Source organism: Lentzea sp. NPDC051838, from assembly GCF_040681245.1.
In the GTDB taxonomy this organism is placed as follows: domain Bacteria; phylum Actinomycetota; class Actinomycetes; order Mycobacteriales; family Pseudonocardiaceae; genus Lentzea.
Genome location: NZ_JBFAYI010000003.1, coordinates 567300 through 589919, shown reverse-complemented (window position 1 = coordinate 589919; position 22620 = coordinate 567300). Strand labels below are relative to the sequence as shown.

The following is a 22620-nucleotide window of genomic DNA, read 5'->3' as shown; positions in this document are numbered from 1 at the left end:
TGATCACGATCCCACATCGTGCATGATCTCGTGACGGTCGTCACCCGTCCAGTTACGGACTGTTGCCCCGTGGTGGACGATGAGTGTGGAGCACCCACTGAGACCGATCATGGTCTTTACTCCACGGACGGGTCGATAGCGTTTGCCCCTCAACGTTATCCCCTCCGCGCCAGCTACACACTGTGCCGGAAAGGTAGTTCGACGTGGTCGGTGAACAGGTGACACGGGAACTCGCGGCAAGGCTGGGCGACGACGGGATCGACGTCGTGCGCGTCGTCTTCCCCGACCTGCTCGGCACGGATCGGGGCCGTGACGTGCTCGTGGAGCATCTACCAGCGGTTACGCAGCGGGGGCTGTCGTTCTGCCGTGCTGTCTACAGCACGACTCCAGGGGGCAAGACGACGGAGAACGGGGGCGTTCTCGACGCCGGGTTGCCCGACGTCATAGTGGTACCGGACCTCGACACACTGCTGCCGATCCCGTGGGAGCCGGGCGTGGCGTGGTGCATCGGGGACGCGGTGAGCCCGGCCGACGAGAGACCTGTCGACGAATCGCCGCGGCAGGTGCTGCGCCGGGCGCTGGAAATATTCGAGACCACCGGCCTGTCCCCGGTGGTCGGCCCCGAGTTGGAATATTTTCTCTGCGAACCGGACGAAGATCGCCCGAACGGGTGGCGGCCCTACTGCGATGAGCCGGGCAACGTGTATGCGACGGGACGCAGGGGCGATTCAGACGGTCATCTGTTGAGAACTCTTCGGACGCTCTCCTCCGCCGGCCTGCAGACCACGGGCGGCAACCACGAGTACGCGGGCGGTCAGTTCGAAATCAACCTCGTCCATTCACCCGCCATGGACGCCGCCGATCGGGCGTTCCGGTTCAAGACGAGCGTCAAGGAACTCGCACGCAGAGAAGGCCGGCTCGCCACGTTCATGGCCAAGCCGTTCAACGACGGCGGCGGCTCCGGCTTCCACCTGCACCTGTCGTGCCACGAGAAGGACGGCCGCAACGCGTTCCAGGCGGCCGGGACGAGCCACGGGCTGAGTGACGAAGCCCGCTGGGCCATCGGCGGCATCCTCAAGCACGCCCCGGCCCTGGCCGCGCTGCTCAACCCGACGGTGAACTCGTACAAGCGGTTCGGACCGGACTCGCTCGCCCCGTGGCTGATCGACTGGGGCCTCGACAACCGCAGCGCGATGCTCCGGGTCCCGGCCGAACGTGGCGAGACCACCCGCCTCGAACTGCGGCTCGGCGACGCCAGCGCCAACCCGTACCTCGGCATCGCGGGCCTCATCGCGGCCACCTACCTGGGCATTCGCGACCGGATCGAGCCGCCGCGGCCGTCCGCGGGCTACGGCTACGACCCGTCGAAGGCCCCGACGCTGCCCGCCACGCTGCCCGACGCCCTCGCCTACCTCGAAGAAGACACCTCGATGGTAGAGGTGCTGGGCAAGGACTTCGTGCGGTCCTATGTGGACTTCAAGTGGGAGGAGGTGGCCCGGTTCCAGCGGTTCGTGACCGACTGGGAGTTCACCGAGTACGCGTACCACCTATAGTTCACCTGCGATGACTGCACTTACGGACCGGCTCACCTCGATCGCCGACGAAGACGAACTGTTCGACGCCTTCTCCCACTGGGCGGGTGAACGCGGCCTGCAGCTGTACCCGGCGCAGGAGGAGGCGGTCATCGAGCTCGTCTCCGGGGCCAACGTCATCCTCAGCACGCCCACGGGATCCGGCAAGTCGCTGGTGGCCATCGGTGCCCACCTCGTCGCGATGGCCGGCAACCAGCGCAGCTTCTACACCGCCCCGATCAAGGCGCTGGTCTCGGAGAAGTTCTTCGCGCTGTGCGACGTCTTCGGGCCGGAGAACGTCGGCATGATGACCGGCGACGCCAGCGTCAACGACCAGGCGCCCATCATCTGCTGCACCGCGGAGATCCTCGCGAACATCGCGCTGCGCGACGGCGCGACGGCCGACGTCGGCCAGGTCGTGATGGACGAGTTCCACTTCTACAGCGAGCCCGACCGCGGCTGGGCGTGGCAGGTGCCGCTGATCGAACTGCCGCAGGCGCAGTTCCTGCTGATGTCGGCGACGCTGGGCGACGTCACGTTCTTCGAGAAGGACCTGACCCGGCGCACCGGCCGCCCGACCGCGGTGGTCCGCTCGGCGCAGCGCCCGGTCCCGCTGAACTTCCAGTACGTCTCCACGCCGTTGCACGAGACGATCGAGGACCTGCTGCACGGCCGTGAGGCGCCGATCTACGTCGTGCACTTCACCCAGGCCGCTGCGCTCGAACGCGCGCAGTCGTTGATGAGCGTCAACGTGGCGACGAAGCCGGAGAAGGAAGCGATCGCCGAGCTGATCGGCAACTTCCGCTTCAGCGCCGGGTTCGGCAAGACCCTGTCGCGGCTGGTGCGGCACGGCATCGGCGTGCACCACGCCGGCATGCTGCCGAAGTACCGCCGCCTGGTCGAGCAGCTCGCGCAGGCCGGTCTGCTCAAGGTCATCTGCGGCACGGACACGCTCGGCGTCGGCATCAACGTCCCGATCCGCACGGTCGTCTTCACGGCGCTGTCGAAGTACGACGGCACCCGCACCCGCATCCTGAAGGCCCGCGAGTTCCACCAGATCGCCGGCCGGGCGGGCCGTGCGGGCTACGACACCGTGGGCACGGTCGTCGTGCAGGCGCCGGAGCACGAGGTCGAGAACATCAAGGCCCTGGCCAAGGCGGGCGACGACCCGAAGAAGCGCCGCAAGGTCGTCCGCAAGAAGGCGCCGGACGGGTTCGTGTCGTGGAGCGAGTCGACGTTCGAACGGCTCGTCGGCGCCGAGCCCGAACCGCTGACGTCGAGCTTCCAGGTCTCGCACGCGATGCTGCTGAACGTGATCGGCCGTCCCGCCGGTGGCGCGTTCGCGGCCATGCGGCACCTGCTCGAGGACAACCACGAGGACCGCTCGAAGCAGCTCAAGCACATCAAGCGCGCGCTGGCGATGTACAAGGCGCTGGTCGCGGCGGGCGTGGTCGAACGCGCCGGCGACGACTTCCGGCTCACCGTCGACCTGCAGTTCAACTTCGCGCTGAACCAGCCGCTGTCGCCGTTCGCGCTGGCCGCGATCGAGCTGCTGGACCGCGAGGACCCCGGCTACGCGCTGGACGTGCTGTCCGTGATCGAGTCCATTCTGGACGATCCGCGGCAGATCCTGGGCGCCCAGGAGCACAAGGCGCGCGGCGAGGCGATCGGCGCGATGAAGGCCGAAGGCATCGAGTACGACCAGCGGATGGAGCTGCTGGAGGAGGTCACGTACCCGAAGCCGCTCGCCGAGCTGCTCGACGCCGCGTTCTTCACCTACCGCCGCGGCCACCCGTGGGTCGGCGACTACTACCTGTCCCCCAAGGCCGTCGTGCGCGACATGTACGAGCGCGCGATGACGTTCACGGAGTACGTGGCGTTCTACGGCCTGGCGCGCTCCGAAGGCCTGGTGCTCAGGTATTTGGCCGACGCCTACAAGGCGCTGTCGCAGACGGTGCCGGAGGAGGCCAAGACCGAGGAGCTCAACGACCTGACGTCCTGGCTCGGCGAGCTGGTGCGCCAGGTCGACTCGTCGCTCATCGACGAGTGGGAGAAGCTCACCAACCCCGGCGACGAGGCAGCGCCCGAGGTCCGCGTCGACCTGCCGCCCGCCGTCACTTCCAACGTCCGCGCGTTCCGCGTGCTCGTCCGCAACGCGCTGTTCCGGCGCGTGGAGCTGGCCGCGAAGCGCGACTGGTACTCGCTGGGCGAGCTCGACCACGAGTCGGGCTGGACGGCCAAGGAGTGGATGGACGCTCTGGAGCCGTACTTCGAGGAGCACGACCAGATCGGCGCGGGCCCGAACGCGCGCGGCCCGGCGTTCCTGATCATCAACGTCGAGCGCGAACGCTGGGTGTGCCGGCAGATCTTCGAGGACCCGGCCGGTGACAAGGACTGGGGCTTCAACGCGGAGATCGACCTGATGGCGTCCGACGAACTCGGCGAGGCCGCGGTGACGATCACCGATGTAGGCCGCCTGTAGGCACCGCGACCTACCCTCCCCCTCGCATTCGGCATTTCGTGAGCGAGGGGGAGAGCTCATGCGCAGAACACTGCCCGTGCTGGCCTTGGCTGGCCTGGCCAGCACGCTGATCACGACGCCGGCCCAGGCGATCGGGTACGCGCCGCCGCCGTCCGCGTGGACGCACGTCAACAAGCTCGACCCGGACACGTCGTACTGGGAGACCCACCGGGACGCGGTCCGGGTGGGCGCGATCGACGGCGGGCAGTGGCGGTCGCTGTTCCAGTTCGACACCCGGCAGTTCGGTGGCGCGCGGATCATCGACGCGACCGTCCGGATCATGGTCGACCGCACCGAGTCGTGCGACGAGACTCCGGTGGACCTGTGGCAGACGAAGGCGATCGACCCGGCGAAGCCGCTGACGTGGCGGACGTCCGAGGAGCACTGGAGCACCCGGCTGGCGAGCGCGTCCGGGCAGGCGTGCGCCCAGTACAACACGCCTCTGGCGCTGCGCAGCGACCAACTCCGGCAGGTGGTGCAGGAGGCCGCCGACCGCCGTGACAGCTCGACGGGCTTCGGGCTGCGCGCTCCGCAGGACACCGATCCCGCGCAGGGCAAGGTGATCCTGCCCGACAGCGTGTTCCTGGTGGTGACCTACAACAACGCGCCGAGCGCGCCGACCGTGCGCACGACGTACCCGCGTGCGTGCGGCACCGCGGACGCGCCGACCGTGATGCCGCCGCCGAGCCAGTTCTCGGGCAGCTCCAAGGACCTCGACGGGGACAACCTGACCAGCACGCTGGAGGTTCGCGACGCCGCGGGTGTTGTGGTGCACACCAGTGAGATCTCCGTCGGCTCGGGAGGGGCCTACGCCTGGCCCGAGCTGCCGCAGGGCCTGTTGCAGCACGGGAACGTCTACAGCTACCGCGCGAAGTCCAGTGACGACACGGACTCCAGCCCGTACAGCACCGAGTGCTGGCTCCTGGTCGACGACGTGAGGCCGGCCAAGCCGCGCATCTCCTCGACCGACTACCCGAACGGCACCTCCGTGATCCCGGCCGGCACCACCGGGACGCTCACGTTCTCCCCCGCCACCGCGGGCGACGACGTCTACGGCTACCAGTTCGGGATGCAGCAGGAGCGGGCGACGACGTTCGTCAAGGCCGGTCCCGACGGGCGGGCGGTCGTCCCGGTGACGATGCCACGCGACCGGAGGACGTCGTTCTTCTACGCGCGGGCGGTCGACCGGGCGGGCAACGTCAGCGACTACCGGAGCTGGGACCTGTTCGCCCGCGCGCCCGTGACGCCACAGCCGCACGTGCGGGCCGACTACACCGGTGACGGCCGCGCGGACGTGACCTTCATGGAGCGCAACGACTTCGGCCGCTACACGATGTGGAACGTCACCGCTCGCGACGGCGGCTTCCACGCCGGCACCCAGGTCTTCGACCCGGGCATCTCCTCTGGGCCGGAGCAGTGGGGCCCGCACGTGCGCGGCGACTTCGACGGAGACGGCCGCTCCGACGTGATCATGTTCCAGCGCAACGGCGCGAACACCCGGATGCTGCTGATGCTCTCCGACGGCAACCGCCTGAACGCGCCTCCCTTCCCGTGGACCGGTGAGCTTCCGCTGGACAGCACCAGGTTCGCGGCCGGCGACTTCGACGGCGACGGCCGCACCGACGTCGCGGCGGCCACGGGGACTCGCGTGCAGGTGTTCCGCGGTGGTGCTCTCGGGTCACCGTCGACGTGGCTGGACGGGGTCAGCGGCAAGATCGTCGCGGGTGACTTCGACGGGGACGGCAAGGCCGACCTCGCCGAGATCCGGAGCGAGGGCACCGGCACGTCGTTGCGCACCTACACCTCGACCGGCAGCGCGTTCGGCACCGGCGAGATCCGCTGGCAGGGCAACGACTACCCCGCGGACCGGGCGACTCCGGTCAGCGCGGACGTCGACGGTGACGGTCGTGGAGACGTCGTGATCCAGGGCGAACAGGCGTTGTTCGTGCACACCGCCGCGAGCTTCACGCCGCGCGTGTGGTCGCAGGGCTCGTTCGCCGGAGTCGTGACGGCCGGGGACTTCGACCTGGACGGCAAGGAGGACATCGCGGTCGTGCGGGCGGCGAACGGCAGGACGCAGCTGTGGACGGCGCGTTCGACGGGCACCGCGTTCGACCTCCCGGTGCTGGGATGGGAGGACGAGACGCGGGGCACGCCGTCCGCGTCCTAGCGCTGGGACCACCGGCGCATCAGGGCCTCCGCCTCGGCAGGGCTGATCGGCAGATCCTCACCGTCAGCCTTGCCGCGGCCGATGTCCTCCAGCAGATAGGTACGCGTCCACGCGCCGTCGCGGTAGGCCTCCTCCGGGTAGTGGCTGCCTGCGACGGTTCGGATGAGCTCGGTGGCGTTCGAGAGGTCGAACACCGCCGCCCGGCCAGGGAAGACCGCGTGGTACCAGAACTGCCCGTTCCACTCCCTGCTGCGACGCCGGCGGCGGACCGCGCGGGCCATCCGCAAGGTCGCCTCCAGCGGTCCCCAGTCCGGCAGGAACTCCTGCACGTGCAGATCGGGCTCCTCCGCGATGCGGGACAGCAGATCAGACGGCGCCCAGGCCAGGTCCCACGTGAACGCCTTCTCGTGCCCGCCGTCGACCTCGACGACCGCGTGCGGAAGATCGAGGCCGTCGTTTCCGGACAGCACGTGGTAGTAGCGAGGTTCTGCCCGGCGCGCGAGGATCTCGTCGGCCTCCTCCGGGGAGATCGGCAGGACCCACCAGAACGGGTAGTACTCGCGCGGGATGTCGTCGAGCATGCGCGACGGAAGCCATCCGCTGTGTCCGACGCAGACTTCCTCGCCCGCCTTCGTGCGCCTGATCACGCTGGAGAGCTCGGCCGGCTCGAAGCGGACCCTGGGCCACAAGGTGAAGTACTCGGGTCCGCCACGAGCACGCTGCCGGTCGCGGCGCACCCCGATCTCCAGGGCGGCGCGCTGGTCGGACGGCCGGTAGTCCTGCTTCTCGACCCGCAGATCCGTGCGCCCGAGCAGATCCGACGACTCCCACCGCAGGTCGCGGGTGAACGCCTCCTCCGCGGACGGGATCTTCCTGACCACGGCGTACGGGTAGTCGCGTTCGTCGTGCACGACGAACCACTCGGGTCGCGCGGCCGTCCACTTGAGACGGTCGAGCTCTTCCTCGCTGATCGGCATGCGGACCTTGCCCTCGAGGTCCGGGTGTTCCGCGCGCCAGACGTTGTCGCGATCGAGCCACTCCTCGACGCCGTCCCTGACCCGCATGACCGCGTCGACGTTGATCAGCTCGTCGGCCCGGTAGGTCGTGGAAAGCAGCGCGACGCACGGCAAACCGGCCCGTGCGTCGCGCATCGCCTCGTAGACGTGGTCGTAGAACTCGTAGGCGTCGACCTCGGTCGCCGCCGTGCCCGGCGGTCCGGCTTCGACCCACTCACCTCGGCCCGTGAACGTCTCCACCACGCCCTGGTGCGTCCGCACCAGTGCTCGTGGAACAGGGCCACCGTCGCGAATGACGAAGTACTTCACCGCATCCCCCCAGATTCGGTCGAGCACCAGTCATATCACGAACGTCAGGCGGGCTCCCAGGCGATGATCCGGTCGACGAACCGCGCGTCGCCTTCGACCTTGGGCGCGTCCGGGGCGATCCGCCCGTAGAACCACAGCACGAAGTCGCTCGCCGTCGCCGTGATGGACGTGTCGGCCTCGCCGTCCACGTGGCCGATCCTGGCGCCGTCCTGCGACAACCGGAAGCGCCAGGACCGGCCCTCGGTGGCGTGGTAGTCGACGGTGGTGGGCTCGTGCGGCCACGCGCTGGTCGTGGAGACGCAGGTGAGCAGGAACTCGTCGACGCCGTCGAGCGCCACGTCGTCCGGCAGCGGACGAGGGTCGCCGATGGTGAGCTGGGCGTCGTAGGTGTGAACGGCGATCTCCTGAACCTGGTGCCTCGCCACGGCTCCGGTGGTCCGCGGCGACTGCGAGTCGGTCCAGCCGACCCAGCACTCGCGGTCCGGGCCGGCTTCGCGCAGTGCGTCCAGCAGCTGCTGAGCCGCGTCGGCCAGCCATGCCACGAGGGCCTCACGGTCCTCCGGCATCGGGGGAACGTCCGGGGTCGCCTTGGCCGACGCCGGTCCCGCGGCGACGGTGGCGGCCCAGACGTACCGGCCGTTGCCGATGTGGTGCGCGAGGTCCCGCAGCGTCCACTCCGGACAGGAGGGCACCTGCGCGTCGAGGCTCGGGGCGGACGAGATGGCGGCGCGGAAAGCGGTCGACCGCTCGTCGATCAGACGCAGCAGATCGGAGAAACCCAGGGCGTTGTGCACAGCGCGGTGTCTACCACTTCTAGATCAGCAGCTGTAGTGATTTAAGTCCGCGCAGCGCCGGGTCGGGCCGGAACGACGGTTCTCCGGCTCGTGGGTCGAGCCTGAGGTCCGGGAACCGCTGGGCCAGCATCGGGAACAGCACCTGGCCTTCGAGGCGGCCGAGGAACGCGCCGACGCAGTAGTGGATGCCCGCGCCGAACGTCAGGTGCGTGACGGCGGAGGACCTGGTCAGGTCGAGGGTGTCGGGGTTCGCGTACTTCGCGGGGTCGCGGTTGGCGGCGCCGAGCACAGGGAAGATCAGCTCACCCGCTTTGACGTGATGGCCGCCGATCTCCATGTCCTCGCCGGCCAGCTGCGGGGTGATGATCGGCGCGGGTGAGTCGTAGCGGAGCAGTTCCTCGGCCGCGGTCGTGGCGATCGGCTCGGTGCGCAGGAGCTGGTACTGGGAGGGGTTGCGCAGCAGGGCGAGGACGCCGTTGCCGAGGTAGTTCGCGGTGGTTTCGAGGCCCGCGTTGATCAGCGAGATGATGTTGACGGCCAGCTCGTCGTCGCTGTCCCACTCGCCGCGCTCGCCGAACAGGTCCGCGTCGGAGGCGTTGAGCTGCTCGGAGATCAGGTCGTCCGCGGGTGCGAGACGGCGCACGCCGATCAGGTCGCGCAGGTAGGCCATCAGCTCGTCCATCGCGGCGGACGAGGCGTGGGCGACGGCGACGGGGTCCGCGCCGTACTGGCCCTCGCCCAGCGTCTTCATGACGTCGATGCCCCACCTGGTCAGCTGCCGCTGGTCCGCTCGTGGCACGCCAACGAGATCCATCACCACGCGCGCGGGGAACGGGTAGGCGACCTCGGCCAGGAAGTCGCCGCCGGTGAAGCCGTCGAGCAGCTCGCGGCAGGTTTCCTCCACCGTCGTGCGGCGCTGTTCCATCGCTCGCGGCGTGAAGCTGCGGTTCATCAGCTTGCGCAGCCTCGTGTGCGACGGGCGGTTGCTGAACGGCAGTGAGCTGTCGAGGCGGCGGATGAACGGGTTCATCCGCTCCAGGACGTCCTGCGGCAGGCGGGCCATCAGCGTGGCGGTGGAGGGGCGGACGACGGTCGTGCGGCGCAGCACGTCGGTGACGTCGGCGTGGCGGGTGAGCACCCAGCCGTCGAGCGCGTCGTCGTAGTAGACCGGCGCGAGGTCCCGCAGCAGCGCGTAGAACGGGTACGGGTCGGCGAGGAAGTCCGGGTGCATCGGGTTGATGTGGATGGACGACTCGACGTGCGCGGCCGGTGGTGGTGGAGGCGGCGGCACCTGGGCGATGGCGGTGCGAACGGCGTCCGCCAAGGCCGTCAGCGATGGTGGGACCAGCATCGTGAAGTGGTCGCCGGGCACGGTCACGACGTTCAACGACCGCGTCGCGACGCGTTCCCAGCCGTTCGCGGGCGCGTCGAAGAACAGCTCGACGTGCCGGTCGTCCTTGAGCACGTGCGGGAAGCCACCGGTCGCCTTGATCAGCGTCACGTCGAGGTCGGAGCCTTGCGGTTCGTACCGCACGAGCGCCTCGACCTGGGCCTGGTAGACGCCCATGATCGTGGCGATGTGCTCCTCGACCGGCCGCGTGCCGGACGCGCCGAGGAACCGCCCGAGCTGCTCGCGCTGCTCCTTCGGCGTCAGCGACTGGTCGACGCGGCGCCGGGGCGCGCCTTCGGTCCGGAACGCGTGCTGCTGGATCGTCCACAGCTCCTCGATGACCGCGCGCTCGTCCCACGGCGGCTCCAGCTGGCCCGGCACGGCGGGGTACGCGTCGATCATGATGACCCGCGCGACCTCGTCCCCTCGCTTGCGCAGCTGCCTGCCGACCTCGTACGAGACGATGCCGCCGAACGAGTGCCCGCCGACGAGGTACGGCCCGTACGGCTGGATCTGCTTGATCTCCGCGATGTACCGGAGCGCGAGCTCTTCGACGTCGTCGATCGGCTCCTCGCTGCCGTCGAAACCCGGTCCCTGCAGGCCGTAGAACGGTTGCCCCTGCCCGACCGCGCGGGCCAGCGGCAGCAGGTAGTAGGCCGCTCCGACCGCGCCGCCGATGCAGAAGAACGGTCGCGGCGTCGTGAGGGCGAGGGCGAGCGAGCTGTCCTGGGTGGGCACGTCCTGGCGGGCGAGGTGTTCCGCGATCGCGTCCACTGTGGGCAGTTCGAGGAACAGCGTGTGCGGCACCCGGAAACCGAGCCAGTCCGACAGCTCGCTCTGCAGGCTCGCGACCGACAGCGACTCCAGCCCGAGCGAGGTGAGCGGCTGGTGCGCGGAGATCGCGGGCACCTTCAGCTCGGCGGCGATGTGCTTGATCAGCCACTCGCGGATCGTCTGCGCGGTCGTGACAGCGTGCGTGCCTTTGTGCGTGGAGAAGTGCTTGCCGACCAGGTCTTCCGCGTACGCGATCGTGCACTCGACCAGCTCGAACGCGGGCAGGCTGCCGACGTGGAACGTGTTCAGCTCACCTTGCAGGCCTTCGACTCGGTCCAGGACGCCGTTCCTGAGGTCCTCGGATCCGAAGTGCGGCAGGAACTTCCAGTCCTTCCGCAGGTAAGGCGCCTTGATCTCGCCGCCCAACGCCCGGACGTCGTTCTGGAAGTTGTCGTCGTCCGCCCCGTAGGCATAGCACGCGTAAACGTCGCTGTCCTCGTACCGATGGTGGAACGACACGACCTTGGCAGGCTGCGTGACCAGCGAGAACGCCTCGCGCGGCAACCCGTCCGCCGCGCACATCATCGTCCGGTAGTCGAGGTAGCGAACCCTCTGCGCGATGTCGCGTTCCTCGGGCGTCGCGTCGAGTGCCGGGATCTGGTCGATCGGCACGGTCAGCACCAGTGCGTCCGCCTCGATCCACTCCGTGCCGGTCTTGACCCGCACCCCTGCCGCGGTGCGCGCGATCTGCTCGATCTCGACGTCGAGCCGCACGTCGAGGTCGGCCGCGACCTTCCTCCAGAGCGCGCCGAAGCCGCCCTTGATCGTGAAGCTCCCGGCGTGGCCGAGCAGATCACGCGCGCTCGACAGCAGTCCGGTCATCTCCGCGTACTTGAGGAAGTACAGCGCGGGGATCTCGGCGAGGCTGCCGTAGCCCGCCGCTGTGTAGCCGGCGCCGAACGACTCGGCCATCGCTTCCAGCCCGTGTTCCGCGAGCCACTGGAGCGCAGGAGCGTTGAGCGCTTTCGCCGAATGCGCGAGGCCGGGTTCGGCGAGGCGCGGGAACTCGGCGTCGCGCACCCGTGTGTAGCGCTGGAAGTTCTCGTAGGTGAAGAACGCCGAACTCTGCGGCCGCGACTCGCCTACCGCCGCGTCGAACACGCGGTGGGGTGTGGTCGGCTCGGTGTCGAGCCCGAGGTCGGTCGCCAGCTTGGCGAGCCGCTGGTACTTGGTCGTGCAGACGTGGCCACCGAGGTCGAACGCGTGCCCGTCGATGTCGACCGAGGCGCACTTGCCGCCGACCTCGCCGCCGCGTTCGAGGACGATCGCCCGATGGCCTGCCTGCTGGAGGGCACGGGCGGCGGTGAGGCCGCTGACCCCGGCGCCGATGACGATGACGGACTTCATGTCAGACCCGCTCACTACACTTGAAATTGGGGGTACCCGGCCGGACTCGTGTGTGTGGTGGGTGCTCATGTGCGTTCTGGTGAGCAGCCACCGCGTCGCGCAACGCCGTCATGCCCGGCCGTCCAGGAACGCCTGCCGGCAAGCGCGCCGCCGCACCTTCCCGCTCGTCGTCTTCAACACGAGCCCCTGCGCGCCGACCACCACGTCGTCGACCGCGAGCCCGTGCGTCTCGAACACACACCGCCGCACCGCCTCGGCGATCTCCTCCGACGGGGCCTTCTTCTCACGCGTCTCCACGAACAGCACGAGCCGCTCGCCCGTCTCCCCCGGCACTCCGAACGCCACCACCCCGCCCGGCCGCACCAGCGGATGGCAGTCGCGCACCGCGTCCTCGAGGTCCTGCGGATAGTGGTTGCGGCCGTTGATGATGATCACGTCCTTGAGCCGCCCGGTGATGAACAGCTCGCCGTCGTGGAAGAACCCGAGATCCCCGGTCCGCAGGTACTCACGCTCGTCTCCCGGAACCTGTGCCGAGAACGTCCGCCGCGTCTCGTCCGGCAACCCGAGATAGCCCGAAGCCTTCGTCGACGAGGTCACCCACACCTCGCCCACCCGGTCCGGAGCGCAGACCGACGCCGTCGCGGGGTCCACGATCAGCACGGACGCCGAAGGTTTGGTGATGCGCCCACAACCCACGACCGGCAGCCCGTCGGCGGACTCCACCACCTCACCGCGCTGCAAGGCCGCGCGGTCCAGCCGCAGCACCGCCTGCCCGCCCATCGACACGCTGACGGTGTGCTCGGCGAGCCCGTAGGCCGGGTAGAACGCGGAACGCAGCAGACCTGCCGGCGCGAAGGCACCGAAGAAAGCATCCACAGTGGACACGCGGATCGGTTCGGCCGCGGACATCACCACCCGCAGGGCACTGAGGTCCCACGAAGCCCGTTGCTCGGCAGAAGTCTTCCGGACCGCGAGCTCGAAGGCGAAGTTCGGCGCCGCGGTGTGGGTGGCGCGCACACGCGACATCACCTCGAACCACAGGGCCGGGCGGTGCAGGAACGACAGCGGCGACATCAGGTACGTGTGCGAGTTGCCGGTCAGCGTGCTCAGGATGACGCTGATCAGCCCCAGGTCGTGGTACTGCGGCAGCCAGAACACGCCCACCGTGTCGTCGCCGAGGCCGAGGTCGACGGCGTTCGACGCCACTTCGGACGCCAGGTTGCCGTGGGTGAGCACGACGCCCTTGGGTGCCGCGGTCGAGCCGGAGGTGTACTGCAACAACGCCGGGTCGTCCGAAGTAGCCACAACCCAGTCGAAGTCCGCGGCCCGCACACGGTCGGTGCGGTGCCAGCGCAGGCGTGGCCACTCCGGCTTGCCTCGGTCGAAGAAGCCCGTCACGGCGCCGACGGTGCGAGCGCGTTCGTAGGCACCGTTCGTCAGCACAGCGTGGGGCGCGCAACTGTCCACGATGGACCGGAAGCCGGCCAGGTCGTGACCCAAGCGCATCGGGTTCGGCGGGTACACCGGCACCGGCACGACGCCCGCCGCGAGGCAGCCGACCAGGGCGCGCACGAAGTCGGGGCCGGGCGGGTAGACCAGCAGGGCGCGGTCGCCGGGACGGAAACCCCAGCCGCGGAGGGCACTCGCGATCGACGACGCGGCCTCGCCCAGAGCGCCCGCGGTGACGGCTTCCTCGTCCCGGCCGCGCTCGTCGACGAACGTGAACAACAAACGTTCGGGAGAGCGTTCCCACAATCGGAGAAAGGCCGAGACAACGGTGCCGAGCGAGGCGCTGGTTTTCACGTCGCAGGACCGTAGCAACGCTCACCTGGACTACGGAACCCTCCCGTACCCGAAGAGCGCAATCGCGTGTCACAACAAGACAACATTCTTGACTCGACCAGTCCCAGAGCATTCCCGATCCACTCCTGACGTCGAACGGAATCAACACCGCGTCGATTTCCGGCAAGTACTCTGACCTGCGAAAACTGCCATCAAGACACTCGAACAGAGCAATGGGAACGTCTCGTTCGTCCACAAACATGGCTACTTGACCGCACCCTGTTGAGACGAGTAAAGATTTTTCCAAATGAGACAGCTGTCGCGTGTGACAAAGGCTATTGCCCGCTGCGGTACCGTCGCTCCACACAAAGCACAGGAATGAGGGGCGCAGCGTGCTGTTGGCACTCGTGTCCGCGCGGACGGGACGACCGGCGGCGGTTCTCACCGCGGAACTCGACCTGACCGACGATCTGCGCCTCGACTCGCTCGCCCGCGTCGAGCTGCTCGCCGCGCTGAGGGTTCAGCACCCCGGCCTGCCGGAGATCACCGTCGCGGACCTCCTCGGCTTCCGCACCCTCGGCGAGCTGCAGGCCGCGGTCGAAGGTCGCCCGGCGAAGACCTGTCACACCCGGACCCTCACACCGAGAACAGCGCCCGGCCTGCGCACGGCCGGCCTGCGCGGCACGCTCGTGATCACCGACGACGGCCGCGGCACAGCACAGGAGTTACGCGCGAACCTTGCCGCGCAAGGGATCGCGGCCACGATCGTCGACGAGGTCCCGTACGGCGCGACGGGCGTGATCTTCCTCGGCGGCCTGCGCGCCGACGTCACCCGCGTGCACACCGAAGCCCTCCACGCCGCGCGCGAGCAGCGAAAGCTGTTCATCACCGTGCAGGACACCGGTGGCCGATTCGGCCGAGATGGACTCGAAGAACTGACCCGCCGCCTGCGAACCGAATGGCCGGACAGCACGATCCGCGCGTTCGACATCCCTCGCAGCCCGCGCACCGCGGAACTCATCACCACCGAGCTCCTGCACGGCGGCGCGGCCGAAGCGGTGGGGTATCCGAACGAACGCCACGAGCTGATCACCGAGCCGAGCCGGCCACCCCGGCACTTCCGCGCCGAAGTCCCGCCGAACTCCCTCACCCGCGAGTCCCACAGCGCGCTCACGTGGCTGGTCGAATGGTTCGTCGCCGCATCCGGCACGACGGCGTTGCGCGAGGTCTCACTGCTGCGCGATCCCGGCACCGGAACCGGTCCGATCACCGTGCGTGGCCAGGGAAATCGGCTCGCTCTCGTGTCGAATGTCCTGCACGGCCGTGCCAGAACCGCCCCGACGAGCCCGCCGAAGCATCCCGAAACCGCGCGGCTCGTCACTGTCCGTGGCGCTCAGGCGCTCGGCTGGCCGCTGGACCACAGCCGAACCGATCCGGCCGCCACCGACGAATGTCTGCGGTTCGCAGCGATGTGGGCGAGTGAGGAGTTCGGAGGTCTCGCGGTCGCCACGAGCATCCGCGACGTCGGGGTGCACCGGACCGGACTCCTTTCCACTCCCGGAAAGGCCGCGCTGTCCGCCGGAAGAGTGCGCGACGGGCACGCCGAGTGCGACGTTCTGCTGATGGACGCCGACGGCTCGGCACGGCTGGAGCTGCGGGGAGTACGACTGCTGCGCCACCCCCGCTGAACCGTTCGATAATCCTGTATGAACCCGAACGACTGAACACTCGAGCAAAAGAGTTAATACAACTGTCGAGAAGTAGCTCGACCGGCGAACGCAATGCCGTGATTGATGCGACCCAGGACACACCGATTCGGCCCAACACCCCAGGCGCCACCTGGCCTACCAGGCACGTAGAACCGACACCGCGTCGACGCCGGTGGACTGAACGTCGAAAGCCGTTCATTTCAGCCGGCCGCCATAAGAGCGCACCAGTTGAGACGAGCGCCTGTTGAGACGGAATGGGTGCTCGATTGACCGGGTGGTCCTGCTGGGGCAACATCATTGCGCTGGACCACTGCGGTCGAGATATGGTGTTGCTCAGTGGGGGTAATTGTCTCCCGACGGGAGGAATCCGTGGACCCGGCACTGGACGCATTGCGCGACCGGCTGGCGGAGATCATCGCGTCACCGCCGGACAACACCGAAGACCTCGTCGACACGCTGAGCGGTCTCGCCAAGCTCTCGAACCAGTGGTCCGAGGCGATTCAAGCACTCCGCGCGCCCACCCGCAGACTGATCGGACCGGCCGCGGCCGCGTCGGTGAGCGTCGCCGCCCGCCGCGCCGAGGAGTCGTTCATCGAGCTGGAGATCACGCTCGGTGACGCGCTGGCGGCCCAGCCCCGCGCCCTGCGCCACCCCTGAGATCGAGCGAGCCTGACCAGGCAAGTGCACGCTGCGTGATAGCGGTTTCCGTCTGCCCTCCGAGACACACCCGATCGGAGGGTTTCCGCACCTTCTCCCCCTGACGGATGATGCGCCCGAGCGGGCTTTTCAGGGGTGAGGGGGTGAGGTGTGCACACGTTGTGCAATCGGACCCCCGCGGCGGGTCACCCTCCGTGAGGGTGCATGATCGCGTATCCGACGCCCTCGGCTCACCAGGCGCGCGATGACCGAGCGTGGTCTAATCGCCGCCACGTGAGGATCGGCCGTACACAGTTTGGACTCGATCTCGAATGACCTCAGGTCTGCCCTGCCCCGTCTGCGAGGGGCCGGATCGACGTGGCAGCCTCGAGCGCTCCCTCCGGGTGCTCGCCGTCGACGACGAGGCACCCGCGCTGGAAGACCTCGTGTACCTGTTGCGCTCCGATCCGCGCATCGCACACGTAGAAGCGGTCACCGACGCCACGAAGGCGCTTCGGGTGCTGCACCGCGCGATGGACGCCGGGCAGCCGTTGGACGCGGTGTTCCTCGACATCCGCATGCCGGGCCTCGACGGTCTCGACCTCGCCCGCGTGCTCTCCCGGTTCGCGCAGCCGCCGCCCGTCGTGTTCGTGACGGCGCACCAGCAGCCCGCCGTGGAGGCGTTCGAGCTCAAGGCTCTCGACTACCTGCTCAAGCCGGTGCGCCAGGAACGGCTCGCCGAGTCCGTGCACCGCATCGTGCACGAGGTCTGGGACTCCAAGACCCCGGCCGAACCGGCCGCGCCCGCACCCGCGCAGCCCGCGAACACCACGCCGCCGGAGATGGGTGACGAGGTCATCCCCGTCGAGCTCGGTGGCGTCACGCGGTTCATCCGCCTCGCCGACATCCGGTACGTGGAGGCGCACGGCGACTACGCCCGCCTGCACACCGCGACGGGCAGCGGTCTCGTGCGCGCGGCGTTGAACGGACTCGAGGAACGGTGGCGCAGCGCGGGATTCGTGCGCATCCACCGCAGCCACCTCGTCTCGCTCGGCCACATCGACGAGCTGCGTCTGGAGGACGGCCACCTCAGCGTCACGATCGGCGGCGCGGTGCTGCCGGTCAGCCGCCGTCACGCCCGGCATCTCCGGCAACTGCTGGTGCGCCGGGCGAGGCCGACTCCGGTGTCGGGTGCGACGCCCGCCGGTGTCGTGCAACCCAGGAACGGGCTGGGGTCGTGACCACGCCGCCACCCCGGAAAGGGCCGGCGCCGAAGCCGACCCAGCGTGTGGTGGTGACGAGCCCTCGCACGAGGGCACCGCGCGCCCGCCGTCCGTACTCGGGTACGCGGGAGATCAACGAGCAGAGCGAGCTCGGCGCCGTCTACATGCGCACGCTGATCCGCGCGCAACGGCGGCTCGGGCTGTCGGTGTGCCTGGTGGTGTGCGCGTCGCTGGGCGTCCTGCCGTTGCTGTTCGCGATCGAACCGGAGCTCGGCAAGGCGCGGGTGCTCGGACTCGGGCTGCCGTGGTTCCTGCTGTGCGTGGCGACGTTCCCGATGCTGCTGCTGGCGGGCTGGTTCTACGTGCGGCAGGCCGAGCGCAGTGAACGCGAGTTCGCGGAGCTGGTCGAACGTCCATGACGAGTGGTTACGCCATCGTGGCGGTGCTGGTCGTCGCACTGGGCACGATCCTGGTCGGTACCTACGGACTGCGCGTCTCCCGCACCACGTCCGACTTCTACGTCGCGTCGCGCACGGTGTCCCCGTGGTGGAACGCGTCCGCGATCGGCGGCGAGTACCTGTCGGCGGCGTCGTTCGTCGGCATCGCAGGGCTGATCTTCGCCTACGGGCCGGACATGCTGTGGTTCCCGGTCGGCTACACGGCCGGCTACCTGGTGCTGCTGACGATGGTCGCCGCGCCGCTGCGGCGTTCCGGCGCCTACACGTTGCCGGACTTCGCCGAGGCCCGCTTCCGTTCGCGTGGTGTGCGCGCGGTCGCGTCGATCCTGGCGCTGGCGATCGGCTGGCTGTACCTGTTGCCGCAGCTGGAAGGCGCCGGTCTGACGCTGAACACCGTGACGGGTGCGCCGGACTGGGTGGGCGCGCTGATCGTCACGGTCGTGGTCACCGCGAACGTGATGTCCGGCGGCATGCGGTCGATCACGTTCGTGCAGGCGTTCCAGTACTGGCTCAAGCTGACCGCGATCACCGTGCCGATCATGTTCCTGATCGTGGTGTGGCAGGTGCACGGCGCGGAGTCGCTGACGAAGCCGGAGTTCCCGCACTTCCCGCAGGACACCGTGGTGAAGTTCCACAAGGACACCACGATCCACGTCGAGCAGTCGATCTTCATCAAGGGCACCGGCAAGGTCGACGACACGCACATCGACCACGCGGACCTCCAGCTGACGAGCGGCTACCACCGCGTCGGGCTCGGCGCGGAGTTCACCTTCCCCAAGGGCGCGCCCGTCCCGCATCTGTCCACAATGGCCCACAACACCAACGAGACGTGGGCGCTGCCGGAGTCCGGTGCCGAGAAGTTCCCGTTGTACGGGGCGTATTCGCTGATCATCGCGACGTTCCTGGGCACCATGGGCCTGCCGCACGTGATCGTCCGCTTCTACACCAACCCGAACGGCACGGCCGCGCGCCGCACGACGTTGATCGTGCTGGGCCTGCTCTCGGTGTTCTACCTGATGCCCCCGATCTACGGCGCTCTCGGCCGCCTCTACACACCTGAGCTGTTGATGACCGGGCAGACCGACGCGGTGGTGCTGGTGCTGCCGACCCGGATGATCGACGGCATCGGGGGCCAACTGCTCGGCGCTCTCGTCGCCGGTGGCGCGTTCGCGGCGTTCCTGTCGACGTCGTCCGGTCTGGTCGTGTCGCTGGCGGGTGTGCTGTCGCAGGACGTGCTGCGGCTCGGTGGTGTGCGCGGCTTCCGGATCTCCACCGTGCTCGCGGGGCTCGTGCCGCTCGCGATGACGTTCGTGTCGTCGGGCATGCCGGTCGCGGACATGGTCGGCCTCGCCTTCGCCGTGGCCGCGTCCTCGTTGTGCCCCTTGCTGATGCTGGGAATCTGGTCCACTCGGATAACGACGGTCGGCGCGATCGCGGGCATGCTCGCAGGCGGTCTGCCGGCGTTGACCGCGGGCCTGGTGACGATGTTCACCGACACCGGCGACTCCTGGTACGAGCTGCTGCTCTCGCGTCCCGCCGCGTGGACGGTGCCGCTCGGCTTCACGGTCATGTACGTCGTCTCCCTGCTCACCCAGCGGCACGTTCCGCCGGGCGTGCAACGGACGATGGTCAAGCTGCACGCACCCGAGAACCTCGGGCTCGAGGGTTCGGGCCCCTCGTCGTCGTCCGACGAAAAGCTGGATAGGTGACGCGATGCAAGACTTCCTGACTGCAGCCGCGATCCTGATCGTGGGCGGAGCGGCCGTGCTCGTGCTCTGGCGGGGCACGCGCAACAAGCAGTCGCTCTCGACCGAGGCCCAGCGCGTCACCTACGAAACACTGCACACGGCCTGGTCCGCCGCTCCCCCGCTGCGCGCCGGCCTGGTGCCCGATGCCGCGAAGAAGTCCGCGCGGCACCTGCGCACGTTGCTGGACACACCCGCGTTGGCGTTGACCGACGAGACGGAAGTCGTTGCGTGGGAAGGGGTTTCGGATCACCACGCGGCCGAGGCGATGACGCAGGCCGAGGACGTGTTCCTGACCGGCCGCACCCAGGCGTTCGACATCGGTTGCACCGAACCGAACTGCCCGATCAACTGCGCGGTCGTCGCTCCGCTGACGGTGGAAGGGCGCGTCGTCGGGACTTTGGCGGCCTACTCGCGTGAGGCGTCGGCGGGTTTGGTTCGCGCGACGAACCAGGTCGCGCGGTGGGCTGCCGGACAGCTGGAGCTGGCGGAGCTGGACCGGTCGCGAACCCGGTTGGTGGAGGCGGAAGTGCGTGCGCTGCGGGCGCAGATCTCGCCGCACTTCATCTACAACTCGTTGTCCGCCATCGCTTCCTACGTGCGCACGAACCCGGAGCGCGCGCGGACGTTGCTCCTGGACTTCGCGGACTTCACCCGCTACTCGTTCCGCCGCCACGGCGACTTCACGACGTTGGCCGAGGAGCTGCGGTCGATCGACCAGTACCTGGCGCTGGAACGGGCGCGGTTCGGTGAGCGGTTGAAGGTGACCTTGCAGGTGGCGCCCGAGGTGCTGCCGGTGACCGTGCCGTTCCTGTGCCTGCAGCCGTTGGTGGAGAACGCGGTGCGGCACGGGATGGAGGGCAAGGTCGAGCCGGGGCACATCCAGATCCACGCGAACGACGGTGGCGCGGAAGCGCAGATCACCATCGAGGACGACGGCATCGGCATGGACCCGGAGAAGCTGCGCCGGACGCTGGCCGGGCAGGTCGACGAGTCGGCCGGCATCGGGCTCGGCAACATCGACGAACGGCTGCGGCGCGTCTACGGCGACGAGTACGGGCTCGTGGTGGAGACGGCGTGCGGGCTCGGCACGAAGATCACCGTGCGGGTGCCGAAGTACCACGCGGGCATCAACGGGATGTGAGCCAGCTGCCGAGGGCTCGGTGCTGCTCGCCCAGTTCGGTCAGCGGGGCCTCCCGCGGCTGCGCCGGTTCGTCCGTCGGCCAGAGGCGCAGCACCACGTGCTCGACGCGGTGGATCGGGGCATCCGGATAGGTCCGCATCAGGTGGTCGACCTGGTCGCCGCCCCAGCGGTGCACGCGCACGCGGTAGGTGCCCGGCGCCGGGAGCTCCAGCGTGCCGCTCTCGGGTCCGGGAGCCATCACCGCGCGCGCGGCGATCGACGCGTCGCTGAAGTGCACGACGCATTCCTCCGTCACCTCGCCTTCGGGTTCGCCGTCCCAGGACTCGATTTGCACCAGTGCGTGGCGAGTGAACGACGACACGACACCGACAGCGAAAGCGTCGTCGACCGGGGAAAGGACTTTCCCGTCCTCGAACGCGGGCCGCGGGGGCTCGGTCAGCCCCCGCGACTCGACGAGGAAGTGCCCGTACTCGATGCCGACGAGACCGTCGGCGGACCGCAGGAACGAGGCGCTCATGAAGTGAAAACTACCATTTTCAGGGAACGCTCACCCAGAACTCGTCCAGCACACCGTCCGCGGGATCCTCTTCGTAGAGAATGCGGTCCCAGCGGTAGTAGGTGTTCAACGCGGAACCCGCACTGCGGTTGTGCGATTCGTTCACGTACTTGACCGAGTAGTTGTCGTCGCCGAACGCGGCGCCTTCGCGGGTCGTGGCGAAGGGGAACTCGTCACAATCCTGGCCGTCCTTCTTGGGCAGCTTGGCGCATTCCTTGTCCTTCACGGCGCTGTTCTTGGCCCAGGTCGTGCCGCCGTACGCCACCCGGTGCAGAGCACGGGGATCCACCGACCCCAGCAGGAATCGTCCTGGCACGGACTTCCCCTCTTTGCGAGGATCGGTCAGTTCCGGGTGTTCGTACGCGGTTTTGATGTGGGTGACGACCTCGTCGTGATTGTTGCCGTAGGTGTAGTTGAGCCGGGGCAGCACGTCGGTGAAAACGCACGCCCGCGGTTCCTGGTTGAAGTAGGTCGCCGAGTCGCAGCGGAAGCCGGGCTCGGTCAGCGAGGTGAGCTCGACCGAGCGGCCGAAGGAGTCCACCGCGTAGCCGGACACCGTGAAGATGTTGCGCAGCACCTTCTCCGGCTGCTGCGTGGCCACCCGCTCGTCGGACCCGATGACCCAGCGCTCCCACTCGCCGTCGTCCCAGTCGCCGATGTCCTTGCTGACCCACTCGCGGTCGTTGTTGCAGCCCGCGGTGAGCTTGGTGCAGTGCACCTTCAGCGACAGCTTGTCCCACCCGCTGAAGCTGCCGTCGGTCTCGTAGTCGTCGCCGTGGAAGTAGTAGCGCATCTCGCGCTCGAACGGATGCCCGATCGCCGCAGCACGGTATTTGACCGTGAACTCGCCTTCGACCTTGCCGGTGGTGGTGTTGATGTACTCACCGTGCACCACGTTCTCCTGGCACCAGAAGTGGCGGAAGAGAACCCTGCCGCCGACCTTCTTGGCGTCCGGACTGTTGAGGCACGCGTCCAGCAGCTCCTTCGGCGGTTCCTCCGCCGCCACCGCGAGCTGTTTCTTCGTCTCGTCGGCCTTGGCGAGATCGGCGGCCGAGACGTCCGCGACGGCACCTCGCTTCATCGCGATGCGCCGCGATTCCTCGACCGTGCCGTCTCGGGGTTCGGCGACCAGCGCGGTGACCGAGCCGTCCTGATTCAGCGTCGGCGAGGTGATCCCGCCACGAGGATCGATCCCGGACTCCGCGGAATGTGCGCCGACCGGTGTGAACAAAGATGCCGCCAATGCCATCGTGAGCACGGCAGCACGACGTCGCCTGTGCGACTTCATGATTCCCCCCAGGAATCGAAGCGGCGGTACCCCCAGTACCGCCGTACGCAATTCACAGTGTCGGAAGCACGACGGAGGAGTTACCACCATTCGGAGTAATCCACTCGGCGTTGAAATGCGCGGATTC

General features: G+C 68.6%; 15 protein-coding genes. 9 read left to right on the top strand and 6 right to left on the bottom strand.

The features are described from left to right. The first annotated feature begins 218 nt into the window (after nucleotides 1-218). The 3 genes from AB0M24_RS11150 to AB0M24_RS11140 are packed head-to-tail and all read left to right on the top strand — an operon-like array spanning nucleotide 219 to nucleotide 6262. Nucleotides 219-1553, top strand: a complete 1335-nt coding sequence (locus AB0M24_RS11150) for a glutamine synthetase family protein (protein WP_363764264.1) — start codon at nucleotides 219-221, stop codon at nucleotides 1551-1553. Between the two features lie 10 nt (nucleotides 1554-1563). Next, nucleotides 1564-4053, top strand: a complete 2490-nt coding sequence (locus AB0M24_RS11145; protein WP_363764261.1) for a DUF3516 domain-containing protein — start codon at nucleotides 1564-1566, stop codon at nucleotides 4051-4053. Between the two features lie 58 nt (nucleotides 4054-4111). Further along, complete coding sequence (locus tag AB0M24_RS11140) at nucleotides 4112-6262, top strand: VCBS repeat-containing protein (protein WP_363764258.1); 2151 nt, start codon at nucleotides 4112-4114, stop codon at nucleotides 6260-6262. Here AB0M24_RS11140 and AB0M24_RS11135 read toward each other — a convergent pair. The 4 genes from AB0M24_RS11135 to AB0M24_RS11120 form a co-directional block, all read right to left on the bottom strand. Further along, a complete protein-coding gene (locus AB0M24_RS11135; protein ID WP_363764255.1) occupies nucleotides 6259-7587 on the bottom strand; it encodes a hypothetical protein in 1329 nt (442 codons plus the stop codon). The genes AB0M24_RS11140 and AB0M24_RS11135 overlap by 4 nt on opposite strands. Before the next feature lie 44 nt (nucleotides 7588-7631). Beyond that, nucleotides 7632-8381, bottom strand: coding sequence for a maleylpyruvate isomerase family mycothiol-dependent enzyme (locus AB0M24_RS11130; RefSeq protein ID WP_363764252.1), 750 nt, complete (start codon nucleotides 8379-8381; stop codon nucleotides 7632-7634). A 19-nt stretch (nucleotides 8382-8400) separates the two neighbouring features. Further along, on the bottom strand, nucleotides 8401-11952 hold the full coding sequence (locus tag AB0M24_RS11125) for a cytochrome P450 (protein WP_363764249.1): 3552 nt from the start codon (nucleotides 11950-11952) through the stop codon (nucleotides 8401-8403). Nucleotides 11953-12060: 108 nt separating this feature from the next. Then, complete coding sequence (locus AB0M24_RS11120) at nucleotides 12061-13755, bottom strand: fatty acyl-AMP ligase (RefSeq protein ID WP_363764246.1); 1695 nt, start codon at nucleotides 13753-13755, stop codon at nucleotides 12061-12063. Nucleotides 13756-14126: 371 nt separating this feature from the next. On the opposite strand from AB0M24_RS11120, the gene AB0M24_RS11115 reads away from it, so the two are divergent. The 6 genes from AB0M24_RS11115 to AB0M24_RS11090 all read left to right on the top strand — a co-directional run bounded on the left by AB0M24_RS11115 (nucleotide 14127) and on the right by AB0M24_RS11090 (nucleotide 20649). Next, nucleotides 14127-15422: a polyketide synthase dehydratase domain-containing protein gene (locus tag AB0M24_RS11115; RefSeq protein WP_363764243.1), complete on the top strand. Its 1296-nt coding sequence runs from the start codon at nucleotides 14127-14129 to the stop codon at nucleotides 15420-15422. A gap of 390 nt (nucleotides 15423-15812) precedes the next feature. Then, nucleotides 15813-16100, top strand: a complete 288-nt coding sequence (locus tag AB0M24_RS11110; RefSeq protein ID WP_363764241.1) for a hypothetical protein — start codon at nucleotides 15813-15815, stop codon at nucleotides 16098-16100. A 311-nt stretch (nucleotides 16101-16411) separates the two neighbouring features. Continuing rightward, on the top strand, nucleotides 16412-17320 hold the full coding sequence (locus tag AB0M24_RS11105) for a LytTR family DNA-binding domain-containing protein (RefSeq protein ID WP_363764238.1): 909 nt from the start codon (nucleotides 16412-16414) through the stop codon (nucleotides 17318-17320). Between the two features lie 53 nt (nucleotides 17321-17373). Beyond that, complete coding sequence (locus tag AB0M24_RS11100; protein WP_363764235.1) at nucleotides 17374-17721, top strand: hypothetical protein; 348 nt, start codon at nucleotides 17374-17376, stop codon at nucleotides 17719-17721. Beyond that, nucleotides 17718-19469, top strand: a complete 1752-nt coding sequence (locus AB0M24_RS11095) for a cation acetate symporter (RefSeq protein ID WP_363764232.1) — start codon at nucleotides 17718-17720, stop codon at nucleotides 19467-19469. Before AB0M24_RS11100 ends, AB0M24_RS11095 begins: the two co-directional genes overlap by 4 nt. A gap of 4 nt (nucleotides 19470-19473) precedes the next feature. Beyond that, nucleotides 19474-20649 carry a histidine kinase gene (locus tag AB0M24_RS11090; RefSeq protein ID WP_359852475.1) on the top strand — a complete coding sequence of 392 codons (1176 nt, stop codon included), beginning with the start codon at nucleotides 19474-19476 and terminating at the stop codon, nucleotides 20647-20649. On the opposite strand, the gene AB0M24_RS11085 is transcribed toward AB0M24_RS11090, so the two are convergent. Both AB0M24_RS11085 and AB0M24_RS11080 read right to left on the bottom strand, forming a co-directional pair. Beyond that, nucleotides 20636-21166: a hypothetical protein gene (locus AB0M24_RS11085; RefSeq protein WP_363764228.1), complete on the bottom strand. Its 531-nt coding sequence runs from the start codon at nucleotides 21164-21166 to the stop codon at nucleotides 20636-20638. The genes AB0M24_RS11090 and AB0M24_RS11085 overlap by 14 nt on opposite strands. A gap of 19 nt (nucleotides 21167-21185) precedes the next feature. Continuing rightward, nucleotides 21186-22493 (bottom strand): NucA/NucB deoxyribonuclease domain-containing protein, encoded by a 1308-nt coding sequence (locus tag AB0M24_RS11080; RefSeq protein WP_363764225.1) that lies wholly within the window; start codon nucleotides 22491-22493, stop codon nucleotides 21186-21188. Between the last annotated feature and the right edge of the window lie 127 nt (nucleotides 22494-22620).